This is a genomic window from Desulfosoma sp., assembly GCF_052743555.1.
The window spans coordinates 176,673-188,287 of the sequence record NZ_JBRAHS010000003.1; the positions used below are offsets into that span (position 1 = coordinate 176,673).

Sequence of the window (11,615 nt, forward strand, 5' to 3'; positions counted from 1 at the left end):
TGGCTAACATGGCTTTGGAGGAACATCAAGGGAATGAATAAGCTTTTCAAGGAAGAAGATCGGGGTGTTTCGATAGGGCGCGACACGGAGCGCCAAAAGGCCGCCACCCTGTCGCGCCGAGGGCCTTGGTATGCCCATGGCCTGCGCGTTCCCCTCTTTGCCGTGGACCTTGGCCAGGGCGTGTACCATGGCAGCTATTTTCATCTTTTTGAATTGGGTCGGGAAGCTTTTCTTCGAGCCTTGGACTATCCCTATGCCCGCCTTATGGCCCAAGGCCTACATTTGACCGTGGCGGCTCTGGAGTGCCGTTATGGCGCATCGTTGCATTATGATGACTTGATCGAAGTGCAGACGGCCGTGTGTCGTCTGGGGCACCGCAGTCTTTCCTTGGTGCATCGCATTCAGAGGCTCAACCGGGAACACGGCTTGGAAACCACCACCGAGGCCGTGATGCACTTCGTCTGCGTGCGGGAAGGCGTGGCAGTGCCGCTGCCGAAGGCTTTCAAGGAGAAGATCCTTCGGTGGATGGAAGGAGGCGGCCAAGATCCATGATGACTTGTCGTGCCTTGACGATGCCTTCCTAACGCAACGTGGCCAGTTCGTAGCGGCGGATGTCGGGATCCGGTTTGATTTTGGAAACCACGGCGTACAAACGACCGCGAAGGCCAAGCTTTTCCGCTAGCTTTGGGGGAACCTGCACGGGCTGAACCGAGCAGGGTTGCCTTTGGACAATGCGGTCGTGTCCGTCATAGAGAATGAGCTCAAAGTGTTTGTCCTGCACATCATCCGAAACGTTCACGAGGTATTTAACCAGAAGCACGGCTTCGTTTTTTTGCACCCGCATCCATTGCATCACGTCCCCTTTGGGATAAAAGCTCGAGCGATACATCCGCACGGCCTGCTGAGGCTCCTGTGAAGGCATCGTCGTGGTGAGAAGCTGAGTCAGTTCTTCGGGGGAAAGGGTTTCGGCGGGCGGTTCGGACGGGGCTCCTTTCAAGAGAGCGGCCCATTCTCTTTGCTGCTCGGGGTCCGAGGCCCCCACCGTGCGCATTCGGGACCCGACGGTGTCGTAGGCGATTTCCGATCCCGCCACGATTTCCTGAATGCTTCGAACTAGTCCCTTGGGAACACCCGCGACGCCTCCAGGCATTTCAAAGAAGATGGTGTCCTTGGCTTCCCAGCAATAGGGCACTTCGACCCTGTTGCCGTCGATAAGGGTGATGCGGATTTTGGCAGCCAAAGCGCTTCCGGTTCCCCAAAGCCAAAAGGTTGCGGCCGCCGCCAAGACTGTCAGCCATTTTAAAAACTTCACCTCTTTTCGTGCCATGGGAACGGCCTCCCTTCGTCGGCTTTTCCAGGATTTTTTTCCATGAACGCGAAAAAATCCCCAAACGCTTTCAAAACGATGTTCTGTCGTTTGCCGTGGCTCAGACTTTTGGTATAGACTCGAGCCGCCAGGGCGCAATCAGTGTGCCAAATTTTAGCTCAAGGGCCAACAAGAATGTGGTGGGCCTGGCCTTTAAATTGTGGAGGAATTCCTTAACGTGATTGAGGCTTTTAAGAACCTGTTTCGACGAATCCTTTGGTGGCGGCGCCGTAATTTGGAAATGGCTCCTCACGATGGTGCGAGCCTTGAACCAGCGGCACTCGAGCCGAGAAAGGCGCGCGAGGATCTGGCGGCCGGCATGGCCTTTGCCGAGCTGGGGCTTTCTCCGTCTGTGCTTCAAGGGCTGCATGAGGCTGGCTTTGTGCGATGCACACCCATTCAGGAAAAATCCCTGCCGGTGACACTCCAAGGCAAAGACATTGCGGCGCAAGCCCAGACGGGATCGGGCAAGACTGCCGTGTTTCTCATCACCATCTTTGAACGCCTGCTCAAAAGGCAGCCCTTGTCTTCCCACTGCCACGCTCTGGTTCTGGCCCCGACTCGGGAACTGGCCCTGCAGATTCAAGCCGACGGGCAGATGCTTGGACGCTATTGTCCTTTTCGGTTCGCGGCCATTTACGGTGGTGTCGGCTACGAAAAACAGATTCAGGCTCTTCGGCAGGGAGCCCATATTGTCATTGCCACTCCCGGTCGCTTCATCGACCTTATGAAGCAAGGCCGGATCAAGACGGACCGCGTGTCCTTGCTGGTCATCGACGAAGCGGACCGCATGCTGGACATGGGCTTCGTCAAGGACCTGCAGTACATCCTCAAACGCCTTCCTCCTTATCATTCTCGGCAAAGTATGCTTTTTTCTGCAACACTTTCTCCACGTGTTCTGGAGATCACCTATCCCTACATGAACGCTCCAGTAGAAACGGCCATAGAACCGGAAAGACTCGTGGTGAAGACAGTCAGACAGGAGCTGTTCCACGTGGCTCGGGCCGAAAAATTTCCTTTGCTTCTCGGACTCTTGCAAAGAGAACAACCGGAGCGCGTCCTTCTTTTTTGCAACACCAAGGTGCAGACATTGCGGCTCGCCGAAAGACTTACAGCCAATGGCTATGTTGCTCGAGCCATTACTGGGGACCTGCCGCAGAGCCGGCGTGTGCAATTGTTGGAGCGGTTCAAGAGAGGGCAGATCGTCCTGTTGGTGGCGACCGATGTGGCGTCTCGAGGGCTTCACGTGGAGGGCGTGACCCACGTCATCAATTACGACGTGCCGCAAGATCCCGAAGAATACGTCCATCGCATCGGCCGAACGGCCCGCGCCGGCAAGGAAGGCAAGGCCATCACTCTGTGCGGCGAAGACGATGTGTATGCGTTGGAGAACGTGGAAAAACTTCTCGGACAAAAGATTCCCGTCGTCTGGCCCGAGGAGGATTGGTTTGTGCGGGATCGAGCCGAAAAGGGCGCCGCGCGCTGGTCCTTGCGAGGGCGACGGCCGGAGCCGACCAAGAAAGAAACCGCTTCGGCAAAGAACAAGGGGACGCGGGCCAAAAAACCGAGCGGGCGCGGCAAGAAAAAAGGACCCTTCACTGCCAGGGGTCCGGCTTCTCAAGAGCGCTGAGACAGGATCGGCGGCACAAGTCAAATTTTGACGAATCCCAAAGAAGGAACGGCCATGGAGATTTACATCAGCGGATCGCTGGCCTACGATCGCATCATGACGTTTCCCGGACATTTTGCGGACCACATTCTGCCCAATAAAATCCATGTGCTCAACGTGTGTTTCAACATCAACGGGCTTGTGGAAAAGTTTGGGGGGACGGCGGGCAATATTGCCTATACCCTAAGCCTGCTCGGGGAAAGCCCCTGGGTCGTCGCGACGGCGGGGGATGACTTTGAACGTTACGAGCAGTGGCTGCGCCACTGCGGATTAAGCACGCGGTGGGTCAAACGCATTCCCGGAGTGCTCACGGCCGGAGCCTACATTACCACGGACCAGAACGACAACCAGATCACGGCTTTCAATCCCGGTGCCATGGCTTTTCCCGCGGATCTGCCCCCCCTGAACGACGGCGGGCGTCCAGCCCTGGTCCACATCGGCCCGGGAAACAAAACGGATATGCTGGAAATGGCCAAGCGCTGCAGAAGCTGCGGCGTGCCGTTTGTGTTCGATCCCGGCCAGAGCCTCAACATTTGGAGCGGTAAAGAAATTGCTGAAGCCGTGGACAGGGCCCTGTGCTTCATTTCCAATGATTATGAACTGAGCCACTTTCTCGAGCTTACCCGCTGGCAACTCAGGGATTTGGCGTCCCGGGTGGACATGGTCATCACCACGCACGGGCCTGAAGGCAGCCTGCTTCACAGGCATGGAGACAAGATTCTTATTCCGGCCGTCACGCCCGCTGTGGTCGTGGATCCTACGGGAGCCGGCGATGCGTATCGCGCGGGATTTCTCAAGGGGCTGGCCCTGCAGCATGACCCGACGGTCTGCTGCCATCTGGGGAGCGTGGCCGCATCCTTTGCCGTCGAACACCACGGCACGCAGGAACACCATTTCGACTGGAAGGATTTTTGCGATCGGTTCGAAAAGCACTTCGGCTATCGGGTTCCGGAAACGCCCTTGCCACAAACCACTTCACCGATGAAAGCGCGGGCCTAAAACAAGCTTTTGCGGCCGATGGGCCGAGAACGGGCTCGAACCGTAGTCTGCGAGGGGGTTAGGCCCTTGGGCCGCACAAAAATCGGAAGAGACGCTGGCATTTCCGGGTAAAAGACATCCCCGGACAAGATGCTGGGAGCATCTTTCAGAGCGCGATCCGAGGGTCTTTAGCTGTGATCGGGAATTTCCGCGGTCCACGTTTTCTGAAAAACGACCTTCGGCCGTGCGCCGATCTCGGGCTGGCAGGAGCCAGCCATGCCTTTGCACATAGGCACTTGCGCGAACCCAAGGGAAAGCCTTCTCGGACGAGGTTCTTGAGAAAACTTGTCCGACAATGGTTTGGTCCCTTCCTCTGGGCTTGAGGCTGAAAGAGCGCCGCAAGGCGTGATAAGGAATCGCGGCTAGCGCCGCTCCTACGTGGGGCGAAAACGATTTCTCGGACATGCGCTTAAGAGTCTAGGGAAGAACGTGTTTTGCCGGTTCCCAGCCTTCATTGTAATGAGCTAGAAGACCTCAGTGGGAGAGTAGTGGCATTCCTGGGCAATCTCTTACTGCATGAGCAGCTGCTCCTGGCGCAGTCGCTTGATTTCGTCCCGAAACGCCGCCGCCTTTTCAAATTCCAAGCGAGCTGCCGCTTCTTTCATCTTCTTTTCCAGCTCATCGATGGTTTGGTCCAGATTCGCCTTGGGAGTCGCCGTGTAGAGGGCGCGCACTTCCTGAACCACTTCCTCAGGAACAAAGCTTTCTTCCTGGCATCGGTAAGGAGCCAGAATGTCGCCGATGGATTTTTCCACGCTTTGCGGTGTGATGCCGTGCGCCGCATTATAGGCTTGCTGCAGACCTCGCCGCCGCTCGGTCTCGGCCACGGCCCGGCGAATGGAGTCCGTTAGTTTGTCCGCGTAGAGGATCACTGTGCCGTCCACGTGGCGGGCCGCCCGCCCCGCCGTTTGGATGAGGGAGCGCTCCGAGCGCAAAAAGCCTTCATTGTCGGCATCCAGCACGGCCACCAGGGAAACCTCGGGAATATCCAATCCTTCCCGCAACAGATTGATGCCAACGAGGACGTCGTATTCGCCCAGGCGCAGATCCCGCACCAACTCAATGCGTTCCAGCGTGTCCACGTCCGAGTGCATGTAGCGCACGCGAACTTTCAGTTCTGTAAGATATTCCGTTAAGTCCTCCGCCATGCGCTTGGTCAAGGTGGTCACCAGGACCCTTTGCCCGGCAGCGACCCTTTTGCGAATCTCGCCGATCAGGTCATCCACCTGATGCTCGGCGGGCCGCACTTCCACCTTGGGATCCACCAACCCTGTCGGCCGAATGATCTGTTCCACCACGTAGCCTCGAGTCCGCTCCAGTTCATATGGGCCCGGTGTGGCGGACACATAGATGACCTGATGCACCTTGGCTTCAAATTCTTCAAAACATAGGGGTCTATTGTCCAGCGCCGAGGGCAGCCGAAACCCGTAACGCACCAGAGTCTCCTTTCGAGATCGGTCCCCTCGAAACATGCCACGGAGCTGTGGAATCGTGATGTGGCTTTCATCGATAAAGAGCAAGAAATCGTCGGGAAAGTATTCCAAAAGCGTCGGAGGTGGTTCGTCGGGACGACGGCCCGTGAGGTGGCGCGAGTAATTTTCAATGCCAGGACAATATCCCAGCTCCTGAAGCATCTCCAGATCCAGACGCGTGCGTTCCTCGAGGCGCTGCGCCTCCAACAAAAGGCCTGCCTCCCGCAGTTCCTGCAGCCTTGCGGTCAATTCTTCCTTGATGCTTTCAACGGCTCTTTGCAGCGTGGATTTGTCCATCACGTAATGGCTTCCGGGATAAATGGCCACGTCCGTGAGAGCCCTCAATGTGCGGCCGGTCAGGGGGTCAAATTCTCGAATGGCGTCGATTTCATCTCCAAAGAATTCCAGGCGAACCGCCCGGTCTTCTTCATGGGCGGGAAAGATTTCCACCACGTCCCCACGGACTCGAAAGGTGCCCCGGTGAAAGTCCACGTCGCTGCGAGTGTACTGAATTTCCACCAGCTTGCGCAACACCACGTCCCGGTCCACGGCCATGCCGGCTTTAACCCACAAGAGCATGTCCCGGTAGGTTTCGGGAGCCCCTAGGCCGTAGATGCATGAGACGCTGGCCACAATGAGCACGTCGCGGCGCTCCAACAAAGCCCGGGTGGCCGCGTGGCGCATTTTATCGATGGTTTCATTGATGGAGGCCTCCTTGGCAATGTAGGTGTCCGTTTGCGGCACATAGGCTTCCGGCTGGTAATAGTCATAATAGGACACGAAATACTCGACAGCGTTTTCCGGAAAAAAGGCCTTGAATTCCCCGTAGAGCTGGGCTGCCAGTGTCTTGTTGGGGGCGATCACCAATGTGGGTTTTTGAGCGTTCGCGATCACATGGGCCATGGTGAAGGTCTTTCCAGACCCGGTGACCCCCAAAAGGGTTTGCTCCCGTACACCGGCAAAAAGATTGGCGGTGAGCTTCTCAATGGCCTGAGGCTGGTCTCCTTGGGGAGCCCAGGGAGCGTGAATCTTAAAAGCGTTCATCTGTAAAGTTCTCCCGGGTGCCATAAGGGTACGAAGCTAATAACAGACTCTTGTCTTCCTCTGTCAAGAGGCTGCGGCCGTTCCAGCCAAAGACCAAGGGTGCTTTATTTGTGAAAAAGCACATTTTGTCATCTCGTGTTGAGTGCGTTGTAAATTTTTGACTATGAGGGTGTGGGAAATTTGAAAGCTGACCAGTGACAAAGGGGACGTCATGAAAGCTGCCATTCAACCGAAAGCGTGGCATCGTCGTTGGATCAATGAGGCGGTTCGAGCCGAGATCAATCTGTGCTTTACGTGTGGCTCATGCGCGGTGGAATGCCCTGTGAATCGAGCAACCCAAGGGCTGGACCCGAGGCGGCTCGTATGGATGGCCAACTTGGGTTTGATGGAGGACCTGTTGCGGTTGCTGGATCTTTGGCTGTGCTTGGAATGCCGCAAGTGTTCCCACGTGTGTCCCATGACGGTCAAGCCTTCGGCCCTCATTGCATTCTTGCGCTGGGAAGCGGTGCGCGAAGGGGTGGTTGACGAGGCGTTGTCCGATCAAAGGCGCCGTCTTCAGGAGCGTCTCCATCGAGAGCGTGCCGGTGTGGTACGCGATCTGCTCGAGCAAGCCAGGGACGGCGGCAAAGAGACGGCTCATTCCGCTTCTACTCCTCTTTCTTGGAAAAGGTTTGCCCGGTTTCACGGCCATGACACGCATGTGGCTTCATGCTTTGCCTGTGGGGAATGCAGCAACGCCTGTCCGGTGTGCGTGGACCGATCCGTGCTGGATCCCCTGGTGTTGGTGCGGTCGGCCCTTTTGGGCTACGGTCGAGAGGCAATAATGTCGCCGGCGCCATGGCTATGCCTTCAGTGCCGGAGTTGTTCTCGCGCCTGCAGCCATCACGTGCAGGGGCACCTGGTGGCTTTGGCCCTGCGTGAAGAGGCCGAGAGGCAAGGGTGGGTCGATGCGGAATTTCTCAAGGCGTGGCACGAAAAAGACAAAGTTCTTTTCCAAAAGCATGCCGAGCGCGTGGGCGACGCTTACCGTCTCTTACTCAAGGAACCATCGTCTTCACCTTCGGCTTTGTGACGTTCGTTTGCAAAAGCCGGCACGCGTAACCGCAAGGTCTGTTCCAAAGCGAGGGGTTCTCAGAAGGTCGCGCCAGGGGGCACCCAAAGGGCGTGCTTTACGGTGTGGGAGCGTCGCACGGCGCGAAAAGGGTTTTTTACGTCCCTTCCCAGGTTCCCTTGTTGAACAGGCTTCCAGGCGCTTTTGCCGGCTCATAAGAAAGCCCCCTTGCGGGTCTTTCTTGAAGAAGACGCCGCGGTGCCGATGACGCTCGCACCATGCATGTTTAATATGAAGATCAGGACAGCGTGCCCGAAGAGCCCACCTGGGGGCAGGGTGCAGGGTCGAAATCGGACCATTTCGACGCCGCAAGGACGCGGTGCATTGAGGAGAGCGTCATGAATGCAGAAGCCAAAAATTTTCTTCATACAGTGGACGAGCATGGGTGCCCGACGCCCGTGGACAGCTCGGGCAAGCCTTATACGTGTCGAGAACGATCCTCGGTTTTGACTTATCGGGAACAGGAAGTGATGCAAAAAATTCTCGAGGTCAAAAAGGAAGCGGAAGCGGTGAAGATCCGTCTGAAGGCGCTGCGTGAAGGTGCACCAGCGCAACCAGAGGCCGAAGCGGCGCTGACGCAGCGGCTTGATGAGCTGCGGCAAGTACGGAATCGACTGGAAAGGGAACGTGAAGAGGCTGCTCACGAGCGCATGCGTTTGCTGGGACATGCATAAGGATTCAGCCTTTGAGCGTGAAAGCTTTGGGGCTTTCAGAATACCACAAGCTTTTCACCCCAAAGGCTTCTTCAAGCACATCCATCTGCCAAAGAATCCGGGCCGCTCGATGCGCAACGTAGGCTGAAGGCTTTGCAGCGGAAAAATTTTTCGGTTTTGGAAGCACGGCTGCCAGCCAAGCGACCTGTTTTCTGGCGTGAAAAAAGACGCGGGCCCCAGCCCTGAGGCCAAAGAGGCGAGGATCCATCTGGGCTGCGTTCACATCGACTTCCAAAATCCTTTCCTTCGACCACAGCGTTTCGATGGCAATGATTCAAGCGGCCTGTAGAAATTTTCGCACGCAACCTCTTCCCGGCCAGAGAAAAAGGTTCTTTGCCGTCTGCTGCGAAATGGTGCTGGCGCCACGCAAAGGCCTGCCTTTTTGATGGTCCTTTCACGCCTTCTTGATGGATTCGAGATTAAAGCCCCTGTGCTTATGCAATCGTTGATCTTTCGCCGCCAAGACCGCTAGAACCACGTGAGCGCATACGCCTTGGCGAAGAACCCACGCGCCGTGGATGATTGCGCCTGCCTCTTTCTCGCGTACTGCCCTGATCTTTTCAAAGACCATAAACATGGTTGTGGGTGGAGGCATCCATCGAAAAAGCACAATGAGAAATAAGGAAAGTATCAAGAACAAAGCGGTGCCGACACACAGAAACCGTCTCCGCAGGCGGTGCGGAAACCAGCCCTGTGTTTTCGCGAAAACATTTTTTTCCGCATGATCGATGGCCACGAAAGTCAGCTTGAGCAACCGTGTGCGCAGAGGACGTGTTCACGGCCATCCTTGGCGACCTTTTGAGAATGCCACAAATATAGCATGTACGGAAAAGTAGCCAAGAAAACTCTTGTTGCGTTCATGCAATTTATGTATATGAAACGTGCAGCGAAACTATTAACTTAGTTAAAACTGGAGGTGGGGGCATGAGTAAAAGACTTTTGGAAATGTGTGTGCAGATCGTGGAAGCTCAAGCTTCGGCTGGCGTGATGTCCACAGAGGAAATCGAGGAGTCTTTGAGAAGGATTTACAAAGTGCTTCAAGAGCTTGATGCGGTGGAGGAGGTTGGTCCCGGGGTGGAACCGGTGCGTGAAGTGCCCAAAAAGCTCCATCCTGCCAAATCGGCGGTGCTCGGCAAGGGACCGTACGAATCCATTGGCGAAAACAGCGTGGTATGCCTGGAATGCGGGGCTCAGTTGCGACAAATCACGGCCAACCATCTGAAAAGCCACGGCATGACGCCTCGCGAATACAAGAAAAAGTGGGGATTTCGCCTTAAGGATTCCCTGGCTGCCAAGGCGGTGTCACGATCGCGTAGTGCTGCGGCCAAAGTGCGAGGAATTCCTGAGAACTTGAAGGCCTATCAGGAGCGCCGAAGGAAGAAATCCACGTAGGCCATACCCTGCGTTGCAGGGAAGGTCCCAAGGAGCCACGGCATTATGGAGAGCGGGACTCGGATCCAGGACTTATTGCGTTCACTGGAACACCAGTACCCCCATGCGTCTTTGGCCTTAAACTTTCGCAACCCCTATGAGCTGCTCATCGCGGTAATTCTTTCGGCCCAATGCACCGACGAGCGGGTCAATCAGGTGACCCGGACTCTTTTTGAGCGCTGCCCGACGCCGCAAGCTCTCGCGGTGGAACCTCTGGAAAGCCTGGAACAGATGGTTCGCCCCACGGGATACTACCGCAACAAGGCCAAGGCCATTCGAGCGTGTGCTCAAGAGCTGGTGCAAAAGCACGGCGGCGAAGTGCCACGGACCATGGAGGCCTTGATGTCGCTTGCTGGGGTCGGACGCAAGACGGCGGCCATGGTGTTGGGAAACGCCTACGGCATTCAGGAGGGCATTGCCGTCGATACGCACGTGCTCAGGGTGTCCCAAAGGTTCGGCCTTGTCGGTGAAAAGACGCCTGAAGCTGCGGAAAGACGGCTCATGGGACTGGTGCCTAGGGAGAAATGGACCTGGTTCAGCAATGCCCTGATCCTGCATGGGCGCACGATCTGCACGGCGCGCAAGCCGTCGTGCCGACGGTGCCCCCTTGCCGACCACTGCGACTGTGCTCGACAGACGGGGAAGGGAACCTGATTGGGTGTGATTCGCAAGACGGTGACGGCAGCGATTCTTGAGCGTGACGGGTGCGTCCTTCTGGCCCAAAGGCCGGCATCCGATGTCTTGGCTTTCCTTTGGGAATTCCCAGGAGGTACGGTGGAGCCTGGGGAGACTTTGGAAGAATGCCTGTGCCGGGAAATTCTGGAAGAACTGGGCATTCACGTGGAAGTGTTGTCATTTTTCGGCGAAAGTCGGCACTGCGACGATCGCGCCGAAATTCGGCTTATGGCCTACAAGGTTCGCTGGATTTCCGGCCACATCTGTCCCTCGGTGCATGGGGATGTGCGCTGGGTGCCCATCGGCGATGTGCCTCGCTATGCCATGGCCCCGGCGGATCGCCCGTTTGTTCGTCGGCTCTTGGACGAACATGGCGGGCCCTAAAAAGGGGGGGCTGAAACATGTGTTTGCATCAAAAGCGGCCGTGCGAATGCGGGCTGGAGGAGGCCTACATCTTTCATCGGGACAGTATCCTGCCCGAAGAGGTCCTGGTGCATCTGTATTGTCCCCAATGCGCTGCCTCCGTCCCATGGGATGTGAAGACCATGGTTAAGGACGGCGGTTGGATTCTGGAATACGATATGGAAGCGGCCCGATTTTACTTGGGCCGGCGTTTTGGTCGCAGCGACTATTCCCCCGAAGAGATCTTTGACCAAGACTACTGCAGCTGGTACGGTCTGACGCCCAAGGACCTGGAATCCAGCACGCGCCTGCATGAGGAATTGCAACCACTCAAGCACACCGATCTCAAGGAATATATTCGCCGGATCACGCAACGGCGCCAGCAAGAAGTGCTTCTCCTAAAACGCCAGGGGTGGCGCAAGGCTGCTCGCACCTGAACACCGCGCTTTTTTAGGAGACGGGAAAAAGCGCGAGGGCGACAACGTCCTTCGCTAAAGGTTTAAGATTCGTGACCCATGTGCCGACCTCTTGTTCAGAGGTCAAGTGAGGCAGAGGCGTCACGCGCCTTCAGCCAAAGGGATCGGGACAAAGGAGGTGCGGCCCATGAATTCCTTTCAATTTGCCGTATGGGCGATGGTGCGCCAGCCGTATCGGTGGTTCTTGGCTCCACAGGTGAGCGGCCTGGAAAACGTTG

The 11,615-nt window shown here is 56.5% G+C and carries 11 protein-coding genes and 1 pseudogene; 9 read left to right on the plus strand and 3 right to left on the minus strand.

All coding sequences use genetic code 11. From position 1 onward, the window contains the following. Positions 1-33: 33 nt before the first annotated feature. Positions 34-552, plus strand: a complete 519-nt coding sequence (locus tag ACUVSA_RS03275) for an acyl-CoA thioesterase (RefSeq protein WP_445893775.1) — start codon at positions 34-36, stop codon at positions 550-552. Positions 553-580: 28 nt separating this feature from the next. Here the strand turns inward: ACUVSA_RS03275 and ACUVSA_RS03280 are convergent, their stop codons facing one another. After that, positions 581-1,327, minus strand: coding sequence for a hypothetical protein (locus tag ACUVSA_RS03280; protein ID WP_445893776.1), 747 nt, complete (start codon positions 1,325-1,327; stop codon positions 581-583). A 217-nt stretch (positions 1,328-1,544) separates the two neighbouring features. On the opposite strand from ACUVSA_RS03280, the gene ACUVSA_RS03285 reads away from it, so the two are divergent. Continuing rightward, positions 1,545-2,996, plus strand: coding sequence for a DEAD/DEAH box helicase (locus tag ACUVSA_RS03285; RefSeq protein WP_445893777.1), 1,452 nt, complete (start codon positions 1,545-1,547; stop codon positions 2,994-2,996). A 54-nt stretch (positions 2,997-3,050) separates the two neighbouring features. Beyond that, positions 3,051-4,034 (plus strand): carbohydrate kinase family protein, encoded by a 984-nt coding sequence (locus tag ACUVSA_RS03290; protein ID WP_445893778.1) that lies wholly within the window; start codon positions 3,051-3,053, stop codon positions 4,032-4,034. Positions 4,035-4,582: 548 nt separating this feature from the next. On the opposite strand, the gene uvrB is transcribed toward ACUVSA_RS03290, so the two are convergent. Further along, a complete protein-coding gene (uvrB, locus tag ACUVSA_RS03295) occupies positions 4,583-6,589 on the minus strand; it encodes an excinuclease ABC subunit UvrB (protein WP_445893786.1) in 2,007 nt (668 codons plus the stop codon). Between the two features lie 211 nt (positions 6,590-6,800). Between uvrB and ACUVSA_RS03300 the strand changes: the two genes are divergently transcribed. Both ACUVSA_RS03300 and ACUVSA_RS03305 read left to right on the plus strand, forming a co-directional pair. After that, the gene (locus ACUVSA_RS03300) at positions 6,801-7,661 is read left to right on the plus strand and encodes a 4Fe-4S dicluster domain-containing protein (RefSeq protein ID WP_445893779.1); all 861 of its coding nucleotides are present in this window, start codon (positions 6,801-6,803) and stop codon (positions 7,659-7,661) included. Between the two features lie 377 nt (positions 7,662-8,038). Further along, entirely contained in the window at positions 8,039-8,374 is a 336-nt protein-coding gene (locus ACUVSA_RS03305) for a hypothetical protein (RefSeq protein WP_445893780.1), read from the plus strand. Positions 8,375-8,378: 4 nt separating this feature from the next. On the opposite strand, the pseudogene ACUVSA_RS03310 reads toward ACUVSA_RS03305, so the two are convergent. Continuing rightward, positions 8,379-8,786 (minus strand): annotated as a pseudogene (locus ACUVSA_RS03310) (transglycosylase domain-containing protein); the annotation flags it as partial. 551 nt (positions 8,787-9,337) lie between these two features. Between ACUVSA_RS03310 and ACUVSA_RS03315 the strand changes: the two are divergent. Genes ACUVSA_RS03315 through ACUVSA_RS03330 form a run of 4 tightly spaced genes read left to right on the plus strand, consistent with a single transcriptional unit; the run spans position 9,338 to position 11,358 of the window. Beyond that, positions 9,338-9,805 (plus strand): MucR family transcriptional regulator, encoded by a 468-nt coding sequence (locus tag ACUVSA_RS03315; RefSeq protein ID WP_445893781.1) that lies wholly within the window; start codon positions 9,338-9,340, stop codon positions 9,803-9,805. A gap of 45 nt (positions 9,806-9,850) precedes the next feature. Further along, positions 9,851-10,498, plus strand: coding sequence for an endonuclease III (nth, locus tag ACUVSA_RS03320; RefSeq protein ID WP_445893782.1), 648 nt, complete (start codon positions 9,851-9,853; stop codon positions 10,496-10,498). A 6-nt stretch (positions 10,499-10,504) separates the two neighbouring features. After that, positions 10,505-10,903 (plus strand): (deoxy)nucleoside triphosphate pyrophosphohydrolase, encoded by a 399-nt coding sequence (locus ACUVSA_RS03325; RefSeq protein ID WP_445891668.1) that lies wholly within the window; start codon positions 10,505-10,507, stop codon positions 10,901-10,903. A 17-nt stretch (positions 10,904-10,920) separates the two neighbouring features. Further along, positions 10,921-11,358 (plus strand): hypothetical protein, encoded by a 438-nt coding sequence (locus ACUVSA_RS03330; protein WP_445891667.1) that lies wholly within the window; start codon positions 10,921-10,923, stop codon positions 11,356-11,358. The last annotated feature ends 257 nt before the right edge of the window (positions 11,359-11,615 follow it).